Consider the following 20,517-nt stretch of genomic DNA (forward strand, 5'->3'; position numbering starts at 1 on the left):
ATGATGACGCAATTATAGCACCTGGGGTGTCCCGGTCAATGCCTACAGCGCTTCGACGCTGAACTGCATGCGCGGATTGGCGTAGAATTCCTGCGCCTCGACCAGTTTCAGCTCGCGCGAGTCCGCTTCGAAGGTGAGCTTCAGCATGTCGTAGACGCTGGATGCGGTCTTTGCCAGGGCCTCCGCGATCGGCGCGGACTCGCCCACAGAAGCGGCCCCGCTCGCAGATGCGGACTGCCCCGCGGCACCTGCAGCACGGGCGTTCAAATAGTGCCCCGTGAACAGCGCGGCGGTGACATCGCCGGAGCCGTTGCGCTTGAACGGCAGGCGAGGCGTCTGAACGATCCACGCGCCAGCGTCGTCAACCGCGATCATCTCCACGACGTCCTCCGGCGCATCCGGGCGCTCCACCGAGGTCACCAGCACCACCGACGGCCCCATCTCGCGCGCCGCCGCAGCCGCACGCAGCGTCGAATCCAAATCGGCCGCGTCCTGCTCCACCAAATACCCCAGCTCGAACTGGTTCGGCGTGATCACATCCGCCACCGGCACCACCTTGGAGCGCAGCAGCGGCGGGATGTCATCGGCCACGTGGCAGCCGGACTTCGCGTTGCCCATCACCGGGTCGCACGCGTAAATCGCCGCGGGGTTCGCCTCCTTCACCTGCGCCACAGCGTCCACGATCACATCGGCGATTTCGGAAGAGCCCTGGTAGCCGGACAACAGAGCGTCGATAAGCGAAAAAGCCCCTCTCTCCCCGACTCCCGCAATCACCGAGGCGACATCCGCCGCCGGAATGATCGGACCCTGCCACTGACCGTAACCCGTGTGGTTGGAGTAATTCACCGTGTACACGGGCCAGACCTCGTGCCCGATGCGCTGCAGCGGGAACACCGCCGCCGAGTTGCCCACGTGCCCGTAGGCCACCGCCGATTGGATCGAGAGAATGTTCATAGGAGCTATTTTGCTTGTCGACGGTCAGTCCTGCGCAATCGGCTCCTCTTCCGCGGAGATGGGCACGTCAATGAGCACGGTGCGAGTCTTCACGCGACCGCGGCGATCGCGGCCGCCTTCGGCGCTGTAGGTCAGCCCGTTGTGGGTGATGGAAGAGCCGGGCAGGGGCACGCGGCCGAGTTCGTACGAGAGCAGGCCGGCGACGGTGTCGACGGAGTCTTTGACCTCGTCCTCGTAGACCAGCTCGTAGTCGAGGTGGTCGGTGAGGTGGTCGACCAGGTCGTCGAGCGGGAGGCGAGCCTGGACGCGCAGGAGGCGCTCATTGAGGTGCTCGATGGGCGCAGCTTCGTCCTCGTCGTATTCGTCGGTGATCTCGCCGACGATCTCTTCCAGCAGGTCCTCCATGGTGAGCAGGCCAGCGACGCCACCGTATTCATCGATCACGATGGCGATGTGCGTGTTCAGCTGCTGCATCTCCTTGAGCAGCACGTCGAGCGGCTTCGATTCGGGGACGAAAAGCGGCTCGCGGCAGGCGCGCAGGACGCGGGTGTCTGGGTCGATAGGTGCGCCGTCGTCGCCGAACATGTCCTTGAGGTAGGCGACGCCGACGATGTCGTCGACGTCCTCGCCGATCACCGGCACGCGCGAGTGGCCGGAGCGCACCATGAGGCGCGTGACTTGGGCGGCCGTTTTGTCGTCCTCGATCCAGATCATTTCCGGGCGCGGCACCATCACTTGGCGGGCGTGGGTGGACGCGAGGTCGAAAATGTTTTGGATCATGCGGCCTTCGGTGGTTTCCACCACGCCTTGTTCCTGTGCGACCTCGACCATCTCGCGCAGCTCCACTTCGGTGGCATACGGCCCGTCGCGGAAGTCCTCGCCCGGGTGGAAGACATTTCCCACCCTGATGAGCAGGCCGGACAGCGGTCCGAGGAAGCGGTGGAACGCGATAAGCCACTGCGCGGCGCGCAGCGAGATGGTGTACGGGTTGCGCTTGCCGGCCGTACGAGCGAAGACGCCGATGATGCCGAACTGCAACAGCGTTACCGCGGCGACGGCGGCGGTGATCGCCCACGCGTCGGAATCGATGAGGTCCATAGCCAACATCGCGGCGAACACCGCGGCGACCACGTCCAGGACGGTCCGCAGCATCACCAGCGTGTTGACGTGGCTGGCGCGGTTGTCCAGGACGCGAAGCAGCGCATGAGCACCGGAGACTTCGTCTTTGTGCATCGTCTCCACGCGCGCCCGCGAGATCGGGGCAAGCGCCGACTCCACCGAGCCTAAAAGGCCCGAAAGCAGTAGCGCGACGACGGTGGTGACGGCGTACGCGGCGGTGAATTCCACCTACTGATCCGCCTCCCGCATCTTGCGGTCCAGCTCGTCGCGGTCGGCGGCCGACGGGAACGCGTGCGCGCCAGTCGGCTTCGGCTGGTACTCCACCCCGCGCGCGCTCAGCGAGTCGTACCAGTCCGCGAGCAGCTCGTTCTGCAGTGCGAACATTTCGCGCTCGTCGTCGGGCGCGATATGGTCGTAGCCCAAAAGGTGCAGCACGCCGTGGACCGTGAGCAGCGCGAGCTCGTGGGCCAAGTCGTGGCCGGCCATGTCCGCCTGCTTGCGCGCGTACGACGGGCACAAGATGATGTCGCCGAGCATCGACGGGCCGAGCTCCTTGGCATCCGGGCGCCCGCCACCGGGAGTGAGCTCATCCATGGGAAAGCTCATCACATCCGTCGGGCCTTCCAGGTCCATCCAGCGCACGTGCAGGTCTGCCATCGTCGGCTCGTCCACCAGCGTGATGGTGGCTTCCACGTCGGGGTGCACGTCCATGGCTGTCAGCGCGTAGGAGCAGACGTCGATAAGCATTTGCTCATTGACTTCTGCCTCACCTGACTCATTCAAAACTTCGATGCTCACGGCTGCGCCTCCGCTCCACTTCCAGCTCCAGCTTCGGCCTCGCGCTCGCGCTCCAGCTCGCGCTGGCGCTTTTCGTAACGCGCGGCATTTTGCGCGTCGTGGCGGTCGTAGGCGGCGACGATGCGCGAGATCAGGTGGTGGCGCACCACGTCGTCCGCGCGCAGCTCCTGGAAGGAGATGCCTTCGATATCGCCGAGGATGCGCCGCGCCACGCGCAGGCCGCTGACGGTGCCGCGCGGCAGGTCGACCTGCGAGACGTCGCCGGTGACCACCATCTTCGAGCCGAAGCCGAGGCGAGTGAGGAACATCTTCATCTGCGCGCCGGTGGTGTTCTGGGCCTCGTCGAGGATCACGAACGCATCCGAGAGCGTGCGCCCGCGCATATAGGCCAGCGGGGCGACTTCGATGATGCCGGCCTCGATGAGCTTGGGGATCATCTCCGGATCGAGCATGTCTCGCAGCGCGTCGTACAGCGGGCGCAGGTACGGGTCGATCTTGTCGCTCAGGGTGCCGGGCAGGAACCCGAGCTTCTCGCCGGCTTCGACCGCGGGACGGGTGAGAATAATGCGCTTGACCTCTTTGTTCTGCAACGCCTGCACCGCCTTCGCCACCGCGAGGTAGGTCTTGCCGGAGCCGGCCGGGCCGATGCCAAACGTAATCGTGTTCTCGTCGATCGCATCCACGTAACGGCGCTGCCCAGCGGTCTTCGGGCGGATCACCTTGCCCTTGCGCGCGACGATCTCCGCGCCGAGCATCTCCGCGACGGACTCCGGCGCCTCCGTCTCCATGATGCGGGTCGCGTGCACCACGGTGTCCGCGCTAATCGGCACGCCGCGGCGCGCCATGGACTCCAGCTCGTCGAACACGCGCAGCACGTGCGCCACGCGGTGTTCTTCGCCGCGCACCGTCACGGTTGTGCCGCGCGCGTGCACGTCCACACCGAGGTTCTGGTTGAGCACCCGCAGGTTCTCGTCGTTGACCCCGAGCACGGACTGCGCGTACGCCGAGTCCAGATCGATCTTGCGAGTGACCAGTTCTTCCATAACGCTCCCTTACCCTACCAGCGGTTTGTCAGCGTGCCGATCGCACAAAGCCCAGCAAACGCCGCGCTCGCCGTGCGCAACACCTCCGGCCCAAGCTTCACGGGCGTGCCGCCGATCAGCTCCAGCTCGTCCGCACCGATGCCACCTTCCGGACCAATCACCAAGTACAGCTCGTCGCCGAGGTCCACCTCTTTGATCGAGGTTTCAGCATCCTCGTGCAGCACAAGCTTTTGCTTATCGACGCCTCCGAGCTCACGCGAAGTCATCGGAGACGAAACCTGCGGCACCCACGCTCGGCGGGCTTGCTTCGCACTCGCGAGCGCTTGCTGCTGCCACTTCTCTACCTGCTTGGCCTGCTTGTTCTCCGGCCAGCGCGCGATGGTGCGGTGCGAGATCCACGGAATGATCGCGTTCGCCCCTGCCTGCACTGCGAGGTCGACGGCGAGTTCCGCGCGCTCCGACTTCGGAATCGCCTGGACGACGGTGACGCGCGGGGTGGGCTGCTGAACGGTGTGGTGGCCGACAACCTCTCCCCGAACTTCTGATTTTGAGGCTTCGGTGACTTTGACTTCGGCGGCGAGCCCGCAGCCGTCGATAAGCATGATGTGCTCCCCCACCTCGATGCGCTTGACGTGCGCATGCTGCGCCTCCGCGCCGGTGATAAGGCCGGCGAGCGGGTTGGCGCTGAGGAAGTACGGCAGCGACACTAGCGGCGGAACCGATCTCGCATGCGGGAGAAGAAGCCCTCGCTGGCGGGGCCTTCCTCGGTCTGTACCGAGGTGTTGTCGGAGCAGCCGTCGCGCAGCGTCTCAAGGGTCTCTCGCTCCTGATTCGACAGCTCCGTGGGCACAACCACCTGGACGTGGGCGATGAGGTCGCCCGAGCGGTCCGAGCGCACGATTGGCATGCCCTCGCCGGGCAGCACGATGGTGTCGCCGGGCTGGGTGCCCGCGGGGACCTCGATGAGGGTATCGCTGCCCGCGAGGTTGGGCACGGTGATCTCGGTGCCCAGCGCGGCGTCGTACATCGGGACGTTGAGGCGCAGGCGCAGGTGCTCGCCGTCGCGCATGAAGTACGGGTGCGGCTCAACCTGCACCTCCACGTAGAGGTCGCCGGCAGGGCCGCCGCCGTGGCCCACCTCGCCCTGGCCAGCCATGCGGATGCGCATGCCGGTGGCGATGCCCGCGGGGATGTTCGCGATGATGTCGCGGGTCGCGCGCACGCGGCCGTCGCCGGCGCACTGGCGGCACGGGTCCTTGATGATCTCGCCGTAGCCGCGGCACTTCGGGCAGTCGCGCGTGGTCATGATGTTGCCCAGGAAGGACTGCTGCACTTCCTGGACCTGGCCCATGCCCTGGCAGTTATCGCAGGTGACAGGCTTGGACTCGGATTCAGAGCCGGTGCCGTGACAGCGGTCGCACACCACGGCGGTATCGACGGAGACTTCCTTCTTCACGCCCGCGTAGGCCTCTTCGAGCGTGACCGTGGTACGCAGCAGGGCGTCGTTGCCGTGCTGCACGCGGGAGCGCGGCTCGCGCGCTGTGGCGCCGCCGCCGAAGAACGCCTCGAAGATATCGCCTAGGCCACCGCCGAAACCGCCCGCACCCGGGCCCATGTCGGCCTGCTCCATGGGGTCTCCGCCGCGGTCCACAATCGAGCGCTTCTGCGGATCCAGCAACACCTCTTGCGCCAGCGAAATCTCCGCGAAGCGCTCCTGCGCCTCCTCGGACGGGTTGACGTCCGGGTGATACTTGCGCGCCAGTTTGCGGTACGCCTTTTTAATCTCTTGTTCGGTCGCTTCCCGGTCCACACCAAGGATGCCGTAGTAATCCCGAGCCAAAACTGACAAAACCTTTCTATTCGCCGCGCAGAATGCGGCTGATGTAGCTGGCGACAGTGGCAACCTTTTGAATGGTACCCGGATAGTCCATATGCGTCGGACCGACGACCCCTAAGCCGCCGAGGGCCTCCGCGCCAGCCCCGTATGCAGTTGTAACAATGCTGGCACGCGATAATTCCTCATCCTCGTTCTCGCGCCCAATGCGCACCGAAACCTGCTCCAGCTCCTGCGCGCTGGCGAGCAGTTTCAGCACCACCACCTGCTCCTCCAACGCGGCGATGACGGTATGCAGTTCGCCGGCCAGGATGAGGTTGCCGGCGCCTGCGATGAGCAGGCGGTCCGAAGTGGTCTCCACCAGCGTGTCAATCAGCACGGCGGTGGCGCGCTCCACCGCCGGGGCGATAGCCTCCGGCGCGCGTGCCGCCAGCGCCGCAAGCTGTTGCGCCGCCTCGCGCATCGTGGCGCCCACCAGCACGTCGTTGAGCAGCTCGCGCAGGGCGCGCACGCCGTCATCATCAATCGGCGCGTCCAGCTCCACGTTGCGCTGGTCCACGCGCCCCGCGTCCGTGATCAGCACCAACAGCAGCCGGGTCGACGAAAGCGCCACCACTTCGCAGTGCTTCACGCGGCTCACGTTCAGAGTGGGCAGCTGCACCACCGCCGCCTGGTTCGTCAGCTGCGCAAGCAGCGTCACCGAGCGGCGCAGCACATCTTCCATGTCCACGCCGTTTTCCAGGAAGTCCAGGATCGCGTGGCGCTCCGCACTCGACAGCGGCTTCACGTCGTGCAGCGCGTCCACAAACGCGCGGTAGCCAGCCTCCGTCGGAATGCGCCCCGACGACGCGTGCGTCTGCTCGATGTAGCCTTCGCTCTCCAGCACGCTCATGTCGTTGCGGATCGTCGCCGGCGACACCTTCAGCCCGTGGCGCTCCACCAGCGCTTTCGACCCCACTGGCTCCTGGCTGGCGATGTAATCAGCAACAATGGCGCGCAGGACCGCCCGTCGCCTCTCTTCCGCCGCACTCATAGTTGCCCAGGTTACTCTGCGTCTTCAGAAGCAAGGAGGTCGGTGATGATGCCGTCGATAAGCAATCGGCCCTTGTCGGTCACTGCAATGCGCTCACCTTTCGCAAGGAGCCCATTTCGCACATGCTTATCGACGTCACCGTTAACCCACCCCGACGGCACCCCTTGCTTGAGCCGCAGTCCCAGCATGATGTCTTCGAAGTGCAGGATGTCGGCGGTGAGCTCTTCGGTTTCGGCGATGGGGAGAGTTCCTCCCGCGAGCATTGCGGCGTAGCGCTCCGGGCGCTTCACGTTGTGGAAGCGGGTGTGGTTGATGGTGCTGTGGGCGCCGGGGCCGGCGCCCCACCAGTTGCCGCCCGTCCAATACAGCAGGTTGTGGCGGCATTCGCCGCCCGGCTTCGCCCAGTTGGACACCTCGTACCAGTCGAAGCCGTTCTTCTCGAGGGTGTCGGCGATGAGCTCGTAGCGGGTGGCATAGGTTTCTTCGTCCGGCTCCGGCAGCTCGCCGCAGCGGATCTTGCGGGCCATGGCGGTGCCGTCTTCGACGATGAGGCTGTAGGCGGAGACGTGGTCGACTGGCGTGTCGAGGACGGCGTCGAGCGTCGCGCGCACGTCGTCGTCCGTTTCCGTGGGCGTGCCGTAGATCATGTCCAGATTGATGTGGGCGAAACCGGCAGCGTGCGCCTCGCGAGCAGCTTGGGTGGCGCGGCCCGGCGTGTGGCGGCGGTCAAGCACCCTGAGCACGGGTGTGGATGCCGACTGCATGCCCAGCGACACGCGCGTGAAACCGTGCCTGAGCAGGCCTTCGAAGTACTCGGGGCTGGTCGATTCCGGGTTGGATTCGGTGGTGATCTCCGCGTTCGGATTGATGTCGATCGTATTCTTGATCGCGGTGAGGATGCGGCCCAGGCCGTCGGCGTCGAGCAGGCTTGGCGTTCCGCCGCCGATGAATACGGTGTCCGCCTTCGGGAGTTTCTGGGTGGCGGCGAGCTCGAGCTCCTTCTCCAGCGCATCGAGGTACGTCGCGTGGGAGGTGTCCACCTCGGTCGGCGTGTAAGTATTGAAGTCGCAGTATCCGCAGCGGGACGCACAGAACGGGACGTGGATGTACACGCCGAAGGTGTCCTGTCTGGGCGCCTCCGGTTCAGGCGCGCTCGGTTCAGCCAGCGGCGTGTCGGTAGAGCTTCGCAAGGGCTGCGTCATGGCGGCCATTGTAGGGTCCGGCCCTTCCATCCCTGTAAAAGATTGCAAAGTTTTACAGAACGTCTGGCTGGCGCGGTGCCCAAGCGGGCGCGGATGCCCAAGCGGGCGCGGGTGAAGGGGCTAGGCGCCGCGGCGGCGGCGCTTTGCGGCGACCTTGGCCACGATGGCGTTGATACGCGCGCGCTCCTCCAGGAACTCGGGCGGGTTCTGGCCGCGCATGGTGCGCGTGAAGGCGGGGTGGTCGGCGCAGACGGTTTCAATCCATCCGTCGGCGGCGGCTTCGACCAGATCACCCACGCGGGCGTAGAGGTGCGGCAGGCTCACGGCACCGAGTTCGCGCGCGACGCGGTCGGTCTGCTCGAGCACGAACTCAACCACCTCGCCGAGGTGCTGAATCACCAGGTCGGTGCGGCCGGTGAGCGCGTCGTGCATGGTCTGCACGGAATACGGCGCGTCCAGGGGGAAGAGGTCTTCGAGCCCGCAAGCGTCGAGAAGCTCTGGCTCCGGAACCTTTTCTTCTGGGTGCGCTGAGGCTGAGAGCACCCCGGCGCGCATGCCTGAGGTGAGCGCCTGTCGCAGGCCGATGAGTTCGCCGACGACGCGGCGCGCGTCTTGGCGGGCATCGTCGACGATTTCGGAGAACTCGGCGAGGCAGTCGTCGGCGAGCTCGCCGTCGTAATCCGCGATGGATTCGGCGATGTGCTCGATGTACTCCGCAACCTCGTCGCCGATGTTGTAGATCTCCTGGGTGAGCTCGCGATGGCGCAGCATGGCGGCAGTTTTATGCACGCAGGACACCCCCAAGAATCTTAGGCAACTACAAGGAAACTGGGGGCAATGCTATTGCACGCGCACGCCCAAGGTTGCAAGGCGCGCCGACATTTAGCGTTGGTACAGCTTGTCGATGTCGTCCTTGAAGCGCTCGAAGACAACGTTGCGCTTGACCTTCATGGTCGGGGTGATTTCGTCGTTCTGCTCGCTCAGATCGCGGTCCAAAATGCGGAACTTTTTGATCGCCTCAGCGCGCGATACGGTGGCGTTGGCCATGTTGATCGCGTCCTGAACCTCGGCGCGCAGGGCCGGATCTTGCACAACTTCGGCGGTCTTACGATTGGCCGGGATGTTGTGGTTCGCCTTCCAGCGCTTCAGCTCCTCCTCATCCAGCGTCACCAGCACACCGACGAACGGCTTGCCGTCGCCGACCACCAGCGCATTGGAGATCAGCGGGTCTTGGCGGATGATTTCCTCCATCGGCCCGGGCGAGACGTTCTTGCCGCCGGCGGTGACAATCAGGTCCTTCTTGCGGCCGGTGATGCGCACGTAGCCGTCGTCATCGATCTCGCCGAGGTCGCCGGAGTTGAACCAGCCGTCAGTGAACGCTTCTTCGGTGGCTTGCGGGTTGTTCCAATACTTCGTGAACACGCCGGGGCCCTTGAACTCGATCTCACCGTCCTCGTTGATGCGGGCGGAGTAGCCGTTCACCGGCCGACCGACGGTGCCGACCTTATTGGCGTGCTTGTTGTTCACGCAGGATGCGGCGCAGGTTTCGGTGAGTCCATAGCCCTCGTAAATGGGCACGCCCATGCCGCGGAAGAAGTGCGACAGATCCGAGCTCATCGCGGACCCGCCGGTGATGCCGTACCAGACTGAGCCGCCGATGCCGTCTTTGATCTTGGAGTAGACGAGCCGCTCAAACATCTTCACCTTGGCTTTTTGCACTCGCGACGGGCCTTCTTCGGTGTCCAGCGCCTGGGAGTACTCGATCGCGGCGCGCTCCGCCTCCAAAAAGACACGTTTGCCAATCGCGGACCCGTCGGCGGCCTTGTTGTACGCGGCCTCGCGCACCTTCTCAAACACGCGCGGCACGCCGAGCACCAGGTTCGGACGCACACGCTGCAACTCCACGGACAGCGTCGACGTGTCAGACCAGTGCGACTGCGTCATCCCCACTATCGAACACGCGATGGACACTGCGCGTTGCAGAACGTGCGCGAGCGGCAGGAACGTCACCACGCGGTTGCCGGGCTGCGCCACCTTGCCAATCTCGTTCTCAAGCAGCGCGTTGCACTGGTACGCCCAGTTGCCGTGCGTCAGCTCCACACCCTTTGGCCGGCCGGTGGTGCCGGAGGTGTACACGATCGAGGCGAGGTCGGAGTGGGTAAGCGTCTGCCACCTGTCGTCGATAAGCTTTTGCTCAACATCTCGACCTTCGAACTTGATGGTTTCCACTCCGGCCGAGTTGAACTCGTAGAGCCGTTCGAGCTTCGCATCGCCATACCCGCTGAGAAACGGCGTGAGCAGCTCGGTGTGGTCGCGGGTTTCGGCGAACGCGATTTTCGCGCCGGAATCCTCCAAAATCCACTGGATCTGGTGCAGCGAGGACGACGGATACACCGGCACCGTCACCGCGCCGGCGGCCCAGATGGCAAAGTCCATGAGCTGCCACTCGTAGCGTGTGTTGGACAGGATGGCCACGCGATCGCCCCGCTCTACACCTGCGTTGATCAGGCCCTTTGCCACGTCGTACACCTCGGTGAGGAACTCGCCGGCGGTCACGTTCACCCACTCGTAGTTGCGGGGGCGGGAAAAGAGGACGATGTGCGGCTGGGTTTGGCAGAGGGTGATCAGGCGGCGGATGCAATTGTCCCGATCGGTCAGCGTGAACCCGAGCTCGGTGGTGCAGGACTTTGACGGCATGGGGGCCACCTTACCGCGTGCTGTGGCAGAATTGCCTTCTGTGATGAACGGGGAACTCCTGCTGCAACTGGCCGAGGCATACGGCCTCGGTACCAGCTACCGCGCCTCGAATGGCCTGATCACTGCGCCTCCCGAGACGTCGTATGTGAAGTTGCTGCGAGCTTTGGGCGTCTCGCTTGACGACGAACCGGGCGACGAGGAACTTCAATTCCACCTGCAAGCCCGCCGAGCGGAGTTTGCCACCCGTCCCCTCCCTCCGTGCGTGGTCGCGACCGCCGGCTACGAGAAGCACTTCAACGTGCACGTGCACGACGGCCATTACGCGCACTGCTGGATCAAGCTTGAGGACGGCTCCTCGCGCGACGCGTACCAGGACGAGAACTGGACCCCGCCGTTTACCGCGGATGACGGTGTGACCTGGGGCGAGGCGACGTTCCACGTGCCGGGCGACCTGCCAATCGGCTGGCATGAGCTGCACCTGGAATCCGATGATTTGGATGAGGTGTGCACGCTGATCGTTGTGCCCGAGGTGTTGGAGACCAACCAGGAGTACATCCAGCACCCGGTGTGGGGCGTGATGGCGCAGCTGTACTCGGTGCGCTCGGAGGAGTCCTGGGGCATCGGCGACTTCAACGATCTAGGCCGCCTTGCGGAGATCGTCGCGGCGGAGGGCGCAGACTTCCTCCAGATCAACCCGGTGCACGCCGCACAGCCGGTCCCGCCGGTGGAGGACTCCCCGTACCTGCCAACGTCGCGCCGGTTTGTGAACCCGATCTACATCTCTGTCGAAGCGGTGCCGGAATTTCGGCGGCTTTCAAGCCACGTGCGGGTGCAGATCATGGAGCTGGCCAAGCCGCTCAAGCGAATGAACCGCACCGCCGAGCCGCTGGACCGCGACACGATTTTCCGGGTCAAGCTGACCGTGCTGCGCGAACTGTTTTTCCTGTCCATGTCGGACGAGGCCCGCGCAAACGACTTCGAGATGTTCGTCGAAGATGAAGGCGAGGGCCTGGAGGAGTTCGCGCGCTGGTGCGCTCAGCAGGCCGTGGAGACGGAATTGAGCCGCCACGCTGGGCCGCAAGAGCTCGACGAGCTCACCCAGTTCTACATGTGGCTGCAGTTCATTGCCGACGAGCAGCGCCGCATCGCCCAAGAGCGCGCGGAGGCTGCGGGCATGAAGATCGGAATTATGACGGACCTCGCGGTGGGTATCCACCCTGGCGGTGCCGACGCGCACGCGCTTCGCGACGTGCTGGTGGCCGATGCCTCCGTCGGTGCCCCGCCGGACCAGTACTCCCAGCAGGGCCAGGACTGGTCGCAGCCGCCGTGGAACCCGCAAAAGCTCGCCGAGGCCGGCTACGGCCCGTGGCGCGATCTGCTCCGCACGGTGCTGCGCCACTCCGGAGGCGTGCGCGTGGACCACATCTTGGGCCTTTTCCGCCTGTTCTGGCTACCGCGAATGGATTCTCCTGCCGAGGGCGCGTACATGAACTACGACCACGAGGCGATGGTCGGTGTGCTCGCGCTCGAGGCGCAGCGCGCCGGTGCCGTGGTGGTCGGCGAGGACCTGGGCACCTTTGAGCCGTGGGTGCAGGAGGTGTTGCGCGACAAAGGCATCCTGGGCACGACGGTGCTGTGGTTCGAGTCGACCCCGTGGGACAACTCGCCGCTGCCGTCCGAGCAGTACCGCAACCTCTCGCTCACGGCCGTGGGCACACACGACCTGCCTCCGACCGCGGGGTACATGAAGGGCGCGCACAACGAGCTGCGCCACGAACTCGGCTTGGTGCAGGAGAGCCTGGACGAGCTCAACGCCAACGACGCGGTGTGGATCAGCCAGGTGCTGGCCCACGCCCAGGCAGAGGGCGCATTCAAAGGCACGTCGGCAGCGGATCTTGACTTCATGAACCGCGACCTCGGCGAGTACGGCGATGTCAACGCACTGCTGATCGGGCTTACCCGCTTCATTGCTTCCACCCCGTCCGCGATGACGTGCACCAACCTAGTGGACATGGTGGGTGATGAGCGGATTCAGAACCAGCCTGGCACGAACTCGGAGCAGTACGAGAACTGGTGCATTCCGCTTACCGACGCCCAGGGCAACCCCGTTCTTCTCGAACATCTGAAAGAGATGGAGCTGTTTCACCGGGTGGCTGAGGCTTCACGCCGCCCGGGCCAGTAGAGGCAATTTGGGGCTGAGGCGATGGGGCGATGGGAAAAGGGGTGTGCCTACAGCGCACCCACGATCGCGGCGACGATGACGAGGCCGATGAGGACCCACATCACCTGGGTAACCAGGGATTTGGGGTACTTGCGCTTCGATTTGGGCAGCCGCTGATCTTGCCGCCGCAGCTCCTCCGGGTTAGCCATGGTTGTTCATGGTAGCCCACCGGTTGGCTACCCAATCCACCATCTTCAATCCCAGCCAGGCCACGACACCGGCTGGCGGCAGCGCTGCGAGGAGAATGATCGGCAGCTGCAGCCAGGGGCTAAGTCCAACGAGCCACGACATAGTTGCTCCCCCGCCGCTACAGCGACTTCGCACGCAGGTCGAGCACCGTGCCCACGAGCGGAATCAGCCCGATGATTGCAGAGATGACCATGACCGCGATCTCCGCAACGACGAACCGCATCGTGTCGGTGTTCGGAGTTTCTGGCTGCTCCGCGACGCGCACCACCGGCTCAGCACCACGTTCCACTGCTGGCACCTCCGGGGGCAATTCAGGCTCGTCCGCTGGCGCGGTCTCGCGGTGCAGGCGATGAAGTTGGCTCTTGAACCACTCCTCGAGCTGGTGCTTCGAGTGGAGGTTGCCGTTCTGCAGCGTGCTCGCGCGCTCCACGTAAAAACGCTGCGCACCGGGGCTCACGGTGAGTTCGTTGTGTCCGGACAGCACTCCAACGACCCCTTTGCCTGGAACGAACACCGGCCCGCCGGAGTCGCCGTCTTTCGGCCACCCCGGGGTGTCGAAGAAGAGCGACTGCTCGACGTTGCCCAGGTAGATGCCGCACGACGGGGTCTCGGTCGCGTTGTGGGACGCGAAGCCGTAGTAGCAGACCTGGTCGCCGGAGACGATCGAACTCGACGGCACCGCTGCACCGCCGAAGCGGTTCTCCTCAACAACCACGCTGTCGTACCACTCGATCACGCCGAAGTCGTTAGAAGACTCCCGGGTTTCAAACTGCGGGCTGGGCGAGAACTTCCCGGCCGGGTCGGCCATACGGTTGCCTGCAGCGTCTGTGAGGTACACCTCAGCTCCCTCGATGCCGCAGTGCGCGGCGGTGAAGCTGGTCTGCGCACCCGGCACGTTGTGGCCGATGGTGCAGGTCTTGAACTGCGAGCCAACGTCGATGGCGATCTTGCCGCCCTGGCGAGCTACCGCAGGCTCGGCAGGCGCGCCGGCAGCGGGGGTGGCAAGCACCGATTGACCGGCAAGCATGCAAGTGGCAAGGCCGATGAGCAGGGAGCGAGTGCGGGCGCGCGTCATGATGAAGATCCTTCGAGTCCGGAGAGACCTTTGGGATCCTAATGAATCTCGTCCCCTGCGTCTACGCCAGATCTACCCCAGGTCTACGCCAGATCCACGCCAGCAAGGCCGCGACGCACCAGCAGCGGCCGGGTGTCCTTGCCGCGACCGCGGAACGCGGTGTACGCCTCGGTGTAATCCTTCGACGCGCCGACTGACAAGATCGTGTCGCGGAAGCGCTGCCCGATCTCGCGGCCGATACCCACCTCCTGCACCAGCTCGAAGCCGTCGGCATCGAGCGCCTCGGCCCACAGGTAGGAGTAGTAGCCCGCTGAGTATCCGCCGCCGAAGACGTGGTTGAACCATGACGACCGGTAGCGCGGCTCCAGGCCCTCCACATCCAGGCCGACCTCCCGCAGCGCCTCGGCTTCGAACGCGTCAATGTCCTCCGGCACCTCGTCCTCCAACGAGTGCCACGCCAGATCGATCGCGGCCGCGGCGAGGTACTCCGCGGTGTCGAATCCTTGCCCGAACTGGCGCGACGCGCGCACCGCCTCGAGCAGCTCGTCCGGAATCACTTCCCCAGTGTCCACGTGGCGCGCGTAATTGCGCACGATCTCGGGCGCGAACGCGTAGTTCTCGTTGATCTGCGAAGGAAACTCCACCCAGTCGCGTGGCACGTTCGTACCCGACAATGACGGGTAGCGCACGTCAGACAGCAGCCCGTGCAGGGCGTGGCCGAACTCGTGGAAGACGGTGGTCACCTCGTCGATAGTCAAAAGCTCCGAGGACAGCGACATCACATTGACCACCACCGGGCGGGTGCCGCGTAGGTGCGACTGGTCGACGAAGGAGCTCATCCACGCACCGCCGCGTTTCGACGACCGCGCGTGGTAGTCCGTGAGCAGCAACCCGATCCCCGTGCCGTCGGCCTCTTTCACCTCCCAGACATCGACGTCGTCCCGGTATGCGCGCAGATCCTTGCGCCGCGCAACCGTGATGCCGTAGAGCAGGTTCGCGGCGTAAAAGGCGCCGTCGACAAGCACTTGCTCAAGCGGGAAGTACTTGCGAAGCTCCGCCTCATCGACCGAGAGCTCCTCCTCCCGGCGGCGGGCCTGCCAGTAAGGCCAATCCGCACCGTCGAGCTCCTCGCCCGCGAGCTCCGAGGCGAGTTTGCGCTCCATCTCGGCGTTCGCCGCGGCGGCAGGTGCGAGATCGGCGATCAACGCGCGCGCGGCAGCGGCACTGCCAGCAGTTTCCTCCGCAATGACGTAGTCCGCGTGCGAGGCGAACCCGAGCAGCTGCGCGCGCTCCTTGCGCAGCCGGGCGGACTCGACAATCAGCTCGCGGTTGGACTCGATGCCGCGGGCACGCGAGGCGTCGAAAAGCTTGCGCCGCGATTCCGGCCGCTCGAGCTGGGCTTGGAGTGCTTGGGTGGTGGGCAGCTCGATCGGCACGATGAAGCGATCGCCCTCGCGGTAGGCCTCGAGCTGTTGCTCGCTCAGGCCCGCGAGCTCCTCGCGCGTGAATTCCACCGCGAGCGCCTGCGTGTCCGCGAGTAAGTTGCGCCCGAAGCGCTCCGACAGCTCAGAGAGCCGCTGATTGATCTCCTGCAGCCGAGTCTTGCCCGCGGTGTCCAGATTCGCCCCGCGGCGCTCAAATTGGCGCAGTGTGCGCTCGTGCAGCCGCTGCGACTCCTCGTCCGCCGGCACATCGAGCTCACGCAGCCGGCGGTAGAGTTCCTCGTTCTGGTAGATCGAGTCGGTGTGCGCGGACAGCTTCGGCACAATCGCGTCCGCGACCCGGTCAAACTCCTCGGTCGCGTCGGTGCCCTGCAGGTTGAAGAACCAGTTGCGCACCCGCTCCAGGTCCGTGCCTGAGCATTCAAACGCCTCCATCGTGTTCGCCCACGTCGGCTGCTCCTCAGTGGTGATGGCGGAGATCTCGCGCGCGTGCTCCGCCAACGCGTGTTCAAAAGCCTCCTCGACGTGCGACAACTCGATCGCTGCGAAGTCGGGCAGTTGATAGGGCAGGCCGGAGGGAGCAAGCAACGGGTTCGTCATGGCGACAACTGTATCCCGTTAGGATTGGCCCCATGCCGACTGCCGAAGTCACTTGCCCCGCCGGCACCATCGTCGGTACCACCGACGGCACCACAAGCGGCGATGTCCGCCACTTCCACTCCATCAGGTACTCACGGTTCGAGGGAGCCTTCGACGATCCGCGCCCCGCAGAGCAGGGATTGCTTATCGACGCCTCGGCCGAACGCCCCGGCACTCCCGCCCTGTCCATCACTGCCCCGGCGGATTCGAAGATGCTCACCGACCTGCCCGTGCTGGTGTATATCCACGGCGGGCGCTTCGAAACCGGCGACCACACCGAGACGTACTCCAACCCGGAAGGGTTTGCCCGCGAAGGCGTGATCCACGTGCGCGTGGGTTACCGCCTGAAATTCCCGGGGCTGCTGCAGTTCCCCACCGACCAGCCGACGCACTACCGCGCCGTCGCCGACGTGCTGGAGGCGCTGGCCTGGGTGCAGCGCAATATCGAGGCGTTTGGCGGCGACCCGACGAACGTCACCGTCATGGGCCAGTCGGCGGGTGCGGCGATCGCGCTGTGGCTGTCCCGGCGCGACCACTACCGTGGCGAATTCCGCCGGGCGCTGGCGATGAGTCCGGTGTTTCCGCGCCGCGGCTTCCCAACGCGCAAGTGGGCGGCGCGCGGCGCGATCGGCAAACCGCTCACCCGCGACAGCCTCAACGCGCTGTTCGACTCCGACCGCGGCAAGTTCGACCGCGCCTACAAGCGCTTCCGCACCCAATACGTCACAGATATGGCGCTCGGGCCCCATCCGCTCGACACCGCGGAGCTTGCCGAGGTTCCGCTCGTAGTCACCGCCACGGACAAGGAGTTCTACAAGTCGGGCAAGGTTTACGACAGTACCGGACTCGGTCTTACGATGGCGCGCACGTTTGGCCCGCGGATGGACCTTCGCGGCGACGCCGCACGCGACTATCTCGCAGCGTTGAAGGAGCGAGACCGCCAGCACATTGCAGGCCAGCTCATCGGCGATTCGCTATGCCGCCGGTTTGCGGACATGGTGGCAGAAGGCGCGCCGGGACCGGTGTGGCTCGCGGAACACACCGACACCTTCCACTCGCAGGACCTCACCCCGCTCTTCCGCGGCGCTTTGCAGCCGTGGTTGCTGGAGTTCGTGCGCAGCGGCGAGGTGGGCTGGCCGCGCTACGACGAAAACCGCACCGCCATCCGGCGTAACCGCGATGGCGCCGCCGAGATAGTCACCGATCCGTTCGGATACCTGCGCGGCGCGTTCGAGTACTAGACGTAGGCACTAGACGTAAGCGCGGAGACCCGGCTGCGCCAGCTCTTCAACCAGCCAAGGCGAGAACACGAAGGGCGCGCTCTCTGCCGCGGCACGCAGCGTGGCGGGCACAACCCACGCCAGCGAGTCCACCTCGTCCGGGTTTGAGCCGACTTGCGCGTCCGGACGCAGCTGCGCCACGTAGACGGGGCAGATCTCGTGCTCGACGATCCCGGAGGAATCCACCGCTCGGTAGCGGAAGTCCGTCACTGCGAGTTCTAAGCCGGCGATGTCCTCAGGCGCAATGCCTAGCTCGACCTGGGCGCGGCGGTACACCGCCTCCTCGGTCGCCTCACCCGGCGCGGGGTGGCCACAGAAGGAATTCGTCCACACACCGGGCCACGTCAGCTTGCTCAGCGCGCGCCGCGTCATCAGCAGCTCGCCATCCGCGTTGAACAACCAGCACGAAAACGCCAGGTGCAGCGGGGTATCGGCGGTGTGCACCTCCGATTTGTTGGCGGTGCCGATGGCGTTGCCCAGATCGTCGACAAGCACTACCTGCTCGATCAATTGTTCAAGTTCCCGTCGAAAGTAACGTTGCCGATGGTGAACTCCGCGTCCCACAGGCTGCCGGACGAGACATCGAAGGCGTACTTCACGTTCACGGTCGCAAGGGGGCCGAGTGGGCGGTCGAGGCCGACGATGTCAATGCCCGCCTTTTCGCTGTCGATAGGCTTGGCGGTTTGCATGTTGCCGCCGCCAGAGTTGTAGCGCAGCTCAGTCCGCAGTGCATCCGCCGGCAGCGGTGCCTCTGACTTGTTGGTCACCGCGACCACAACAACCGTGCCGCCGCCCGGTGCATACGAGGTGCCCTGCCACTTGTAGCTCAACTCCATCGCGGGGTCATCGACGCTCTGGCCCTGGATCTCGGTGCTGGTCGCCGGGGCAACTTCCTGCACCTCGAAGTGCTGCTCGGGCCGGCCGATTGTGCTGGTGACTTCCACCTCGTTCTCTGGCTGGGTTCCCATGCCTTCCGAGTTGTCGTCATCGACCGCGCCGCCGCAAGCAGCCAGCGGAAGAACAAGCGCAAGCACTGCGAGGGTGTGGCGGTGAGACATGGTGGTGGCGGCTCCTCAACGTTCGAGCAGGTTCGAGCAGATAGCAGTATTTCGCCATAGTACCGCCCGGGGTAGCGTGGGCCGACATGCAGTCTTTGATCCGTGTCTTGCGCAGCGCCTCGGCATTGTGGCCCTTCTACCTTGGCGTGGTCGCGGTTTCCACCGCGGTGGCGGGATTAAGCCTCATCTCGCCGTTTCTCATCCGCGAGGCCACCGACACGATTGTCGACGGCGGCAGCGCGCGCACCGTCGTCTGGCTCACGGCCGGCCTCTTCGCCGCCGAGGCCGGCGCATCGGTGTTGCGCAACGTCTCCGGCTACCTCGGCGACATCATGGTCGCACGCATCCGCCAGATCCTTTCCACCCGCTACTTTGCCAAACTGCTCGCGCTGCCCCAGCGCTACTTTGACAACCAGGTGACCGGCACCATCATCGCACGGTTGGATCGTTCAATTGCCAACGTCACGCAGTTCATCCAGTCCATGGCCAACTCGTTTTTGCCGATGCTGCTGCAGGTCACAGCGATTCTGGTAATCACCGCGTACTACTACTGGCCGCTGACTGTGCTGCTCGCACTGCTGTTTCCGCTCTACACCTGGCTCACCGCGCTGACTTCGAAGCGCTGGCAGGGCTTCGAAGACGACAAAAACGCCCACATCGACCAGGCGAACGGTCGTTTCGCCGAAGTCGTCGGCCAGGTGAAGGTGACCAAGTCTTTCGTCGCAGAGGCACGCGAGCTTGACGCATTCGGCTCGCACTACAACGACACCGTCGGCATCACCCGTCCACAGTCGCGCTGGTGGCACTCGATGGACACGGCGCGCGGCCTGGTGATGAACCTGATCTTCCTGGGCATCTACCTGATCCTGTTCCTGCGCACCCTCGACGGGCATTTCACCATCGGCGAGATGGTCATGCTCATCCAGATGGTGACAATGGTGCGCCAACCGGTGACCATGATGAGCTGGATCGTCGATTCCGCCCAGCGCGCCATCGCCGGCTCCCGCTCCTACTTCAGGGTCATGGACGAGCCGGTCGAACCCACCGCCAACGCCCAGCTCGTAGCCGCCACCGAAACCGCCGGCAGCCCCCAGCTCACACTCGTGCAGCATGAGCCCCTGCCGGTGCGCGAGCCGGTCATCTCATTCGACCAGGTCAGCTTCGGGTATGAGGAGGAGGACTTTGTGCTTCACGACGTCTCCTTCACCGCCTCGGAGGGCCAGAAGATCGCCTTGGTTGGAGAGTCGGGAGGAGGCAAATCGACCATTGTGAACCTCCTGCTTGGCCTCTACCCCATCAACCGCGGCACGCTTTCCGTCTGCGGGCGTGACAGCGCCGAGTTGAGCGTCGAGGAACTGCGTGCCACCACCGGTGTGGTGTTCCAGGAGCCGGCCCTGTTCTCCGGTTCCGTGTTTGAGAACATCGCCTACGGTAAACCGGACGCAACGCTGGATGAGGTGATCGATGTAGCCAAGCGCGCAAACGCCCACGGCTTCATCTCCGCGTTCCCAGACGGCTACGACACGGTGATCGGCGAGCGCGGGCTGCGCCTCTCCGGCGGACAGCGTCAGCGCGTCGCCGTCGCCCGCGCGATGCTCAAAGACGCCCCGGTCCTGATCCTGGACGAGGCGACCTCCGCACTGGACACCAAGGCAGAGCGCGCTGTCCAGGCGGGTCTGGATGAGTTGATGCGCAACCGCACGACCATCTTGATCGCGCACCGCCTCTCCACCATCGCCGACGTCGACACCATCATCACCCTGCGCGACGGCCGGGTGGACGAGATCGGTTCGCCGGCAGAACTGGCCACTTCCGGCGGCATTTATTCGGAGCTGTTGCGACTGACCGCCTCTTCGTCTGCGGCCGACCGGGAGCGCCTGAAGGCCTTCGGCTTCCAGGGCGACCAGGAGGACGCGGCCGAGTAGGTGGCCGA

At 65.1% G+C, this 20,517-nt stretch carries 19 protein-coding genes; 3 read left to right on the plus strand and 16 right to left on the minus strand.

What is annotated here, in order from left to right; genetic code table 11:
• Positions 1-42 precede the first annotated feature (42 nt).
• From pdxY to CGLAUT_RS09180, 10 genes are all read right to left on the minus strand, one after another.
• Positions 43-954 carry a pyridoxal kinase PdxY gene (gene pdxY / locus CGLAUT_RS09135; protein ID WP_290184740.1) on the minus strand — a complete coding sequence of 304 codons (912 nt, stop codon included), beginning with the start codon at positions 952-954 and terminating at the stop codon, positions 43-45.
• Between the two features lie 24 nt (positions 955-978).
• The gene (locus tag CGLAUT_RS09140) at positions 979-2,301 is read right to left on the minus strand and encodes a hemolysin family protein (RefSeq protein WP_290184742.1); all 1,323 of its coding nucleotides are present in this window, start codon (positions 2,299-2,301) and stop codon (positions 979-981) included.
• Positions 2,302-2,871: an rRNA maturation RNase YbeY gene (gene ybeY / locus CGLAUT_RS09145; RefSeq protein WP_290184743.1), complete on the minus strand. Its 570-nt coding sequence runs from the start codon at positions 2,869-2,871 to the stop codon at positions 2,302-2,304. It abuts the gene before it with no gap.
• Positions 2,868-3,914 (minus strand): PhoH family protein, encoded by a 1,047-nt coding sequence (locus CGLAUT_RS09150; RefSeq protein WP_095660464.1) that lies wholly within the window; start codon positions 3,912-3,914, stop codon positions 2,868-2,870. The genes ybeY and CGLAUT_RS09150 overlap by 4 nt, the downstream gene beginning before the upstream one ends.
• A 14-nt stretch (positions 3,915-3,928) precedes the next feature.
• Positions 3,929-4,621 (minus strand): 16S rRNA (uracil(1498)-N(3))-methyltransferase, encoded by a 693-nt coding sequence (locus CGLAUT_RS09155; RefSeq protein WP_290184746.1) that lies wholly within the window; start codon positions 4,619-4,621, stop codon positions 3,929-3,931.
• Positions 4,621-5,754, minus strand: coding sequence for a molecular chaperone DnaJ (gene dnaJ / locus CGLAUT_RS09160; protein WP_290184748.1), 1,134 nt, complete (start codon positions 5,752-5,754; stop codon positions 4,621-4,623). The genes CGLAUT_RS09155 and dnaJ overlap by 1 nt, the downstream gene beginning before the upstream one ends.
• Positions 5,755-5,770: 16 nt before the next feature.
• Positions 5,771-6,781, minus strand: coding sequence for a heat-inducible transcriptional repressor HrcA (gene hrcA, locus CGLAUT_RS09165; protein WP_290184750.1), 1,011 nt, complete (start codon positions 6,779-6,781; stop codon positions 5,771-5,773).
• Positions 6,782-6,792: 11 nt separating this feature from the next.
• A complete protein-coding gene (gene hemW / locus CGLAUT_RS09170; protein ID WP_290184752.1) occupies positions 6,793-7,983 on the minus strand; it encodes a radical SAM family heme chaperone HemW in 1,191 nt (396 codons plus the stop codon).
• Positions 7,984-8,103: 120 nt separating this feature from the next.
• Complete coding sequence (locus CGLAUT_RS09175) at positions 8,104-8,772, minus strand: hypothetical protein (protein ID WP_095661157.1); 669 nt, start codon at positions 8,770-8,772, stop codon at positions 8,104-8,106.
• Between the two features lie 93 nt (positions 8,773-8,865).
• Complete coding sequence (locus CGLAUT_RS09180; RefSeq protein ID WP_095660468.1) at positions 8,866-10,680, minus strand: AMP-dependent synthetase/ligase; 1,815 nt, start codon at positions 10,678-10,680, stop codon at positions 8,866-8,868.
• A gap of 43 nt (positions 10,681-10,723) precedes the next feature.
• On the opposite strand from CGLAUT_RS09180, the gene CGLAUT_RS09185 reads away from it, so the two are divergent.
• Positions 10,724-12,862, plus strand: a complete 2,139-nt coding sequence (locus CGLAUT_RS09185) for a 4-alpha-glucanotransferase (RefSeq protein ID WP_198305104.1) — start codon at positions 10,724-10,726, stop codon at positions 12,860-12,862.
• A 47-nt stretch (positions 12,863-12,909) separates the two neighbouring features.
• Here the strand turns inward: CGLAUT_RS09185 and CGLAUT_RS09190 are convergent, their stop codons facing one another.
• The 4 genes from CGLAUT_RS09190 to CGLAUT_RS09205 all read right to left on the minus strand — a co-directional run bounded on the left by CGLAUT_RS09190 (position 12,910) and on the right by CGLAUT_RS09205 (position 16,207).
• The gene (locus tag CGLAUT_RS09190) at positions 12,910-13,050 is read right to left on the minus strand and encodes a hypothetical protein (RefSeq protein ID WP_095660469.1); all 141 of its coding nucleotides are present in this window, start codon (positions 13,048-13,050) and stop codon (positions 12,910-12,912) included.
• The gene (locus CGLAUT_RS09195; protein ID WP_198304907.1) at positions 13,043-13,192 is read right to left on the minus strand and encodes a hypothetical protein; all 150 of its coding nucleotides are present in this window, start codon (positions 13,190-13,192) and stop codon (positions 13,043-13,045) included. Before CGLAUT_RS09195 ends, CGLAUT_RS09190 begins: the two co-directional genes overlap by 8 nt.
• Positions 13,193-13,208: 16 nt before the next feature.
• Positions 13,209-14,165 (minus strand): chymotrypsin family serine protease, encoded by a 957-nt coding sequence (locus CGLAUT_RS09200; protein WP_095660470.1) that lies wholly within the window; start codon positions 14,163-14,165, stop codon positions 13,209-13,211.
• 83 nt (positions 14,166-14,248) lie between these two features.
• On the minus strand, positions 14,249-16,207 hold the full coding sequence (locus CGLAUT_RS09205) for a M3 family metallopeptidase (protein ID WP_290184757.1): 1,959 nt from the start codon (positions 16,205-16,207) through the stop codon (positions 14,249-14,251).
• Positions 16,208-16,239: 32 nt separating this feature from the next.
• On the opposite strand from CGLAUT_RS09205, the gene CGLAUT_RS09210 reads away from it, so the two are divergent.
• Complete coding sequence (locus tag CGLAUT_RS09210) at positions 16,240-17,487, plus strand: carboxylesterase family protein (protein WP_290184759.1); 1,248 nt, start codon at positions 16,240-16,242, stop codon at positions 17,485-17,487.
• A 9-nt stretch (positions 17,488-17,496) separates the two neighbouring features.
• On the opposite strand, the gene idi is transcribed toward CGLAUT_RS09210, so the two are convergent.
• Both idi and CGLAUT_RS09220 read right to left on the minus strand, forming a co-directional pair.
• A complete protein-coding gene (idi, locus tag CGLAUT_RS09215) occupies positions 17,497-18,036 on the minus strand; it encodes an isopentenyl-diphosphate Delta-isomerase (protein WP_198304909.1) in 540 nt (179 codons plus the stop codon).
• A complete protein-coding gene (locus CGLAUT_RS09220; RefSeq protein ID WP_095660473.1) occupies positions 18,033-18,584 on the minus strand; it encodes a hypothetical protein in 552 nt (183 codons plus the stop codon). The genes idi and CGLAUT_RS09220 overlap by 4 nt, the downstream gene beginning before the upstream one ends.
• Before the next feature lie 86 nt (positions 18,585-18,670).
• On the opposite strand from CGLAUT_RS09220, the gene CGLAUT_RS09225 reads away from it, so the two are divergent.
• The gene (locus CGLAUT_RS09225) at positions 18,671-20,509 is read left to right on the plus strand and encodes an ABC transporter ATP-binding protein (RefSeq protein ID WP_290184761.1); all 1,839 of its coding nucleotides are present in this window, start codon (positions 18,671-18,673) and stop codon (positions 20,507-20,509) included.
• Positions 20,510-20,517: the final 8 nt, after the last annotated feature.

It is taken from the genome of Corynebacterium glaucum (assembly GCF_030408855.1).
Taxonomy (GTDB): Bacteria; Actinomycetota; Actinomycetes; order Mycobacteriales; family Mycobacteriaceae; genus Corynebacterium; species Corynebacterium glaucum.